Here is a 275-nt window from a genome sequence, read left to right as displayed (position 1 = left end):
AAGGATAAATCAAGTGTAAAGCGTTTAAACTTGTAACCTTTCATCAACTTTCGACTAGATTTAATGATTGAAAAGGCACCTGTATATTCTTCGCGTTCCAATTGTTCAAACAAGATATATTCTACCTGTGAATAAGCATAGAATTGTGGAATATAAAGAGCAATTCCTAAAACCATTAGTAGGATACCTCCCATGACCATTAGCCCTAGTATGGCAAGGATTTCCATAGGAAGTGCATCAGGCTCTAAGGATTGACTGGATGCAGCTATGATTGT

Annotated in this window: 1 protein-coding gene; it reads right to left on the bottom strand. The window is 36.7% G+C overall.

Annotated elements, in window-relative coordinates:
* A partial coding sequence (locus tag C1E99_RS00300; RefSeq protein ID WP_153060111.1) for a DUF975 family protein occupies nt 1–275 on the bottom strand: 275 nt, incomplete at both ends.

Origin of the sequence: Streptococcus suis (assembly GCF_002964045.1) — a bacterium.
Lineage (GTDB): Bacteria > Bacillota > Bacilli > Lactobacillales > Streptococcaceae > Streptococcus > Streptococcus suis_U.
Note: the sequence above shows the minus strand (reverse complement) of the source record. Positions and strands in the feature narration are given on the sequence as shown.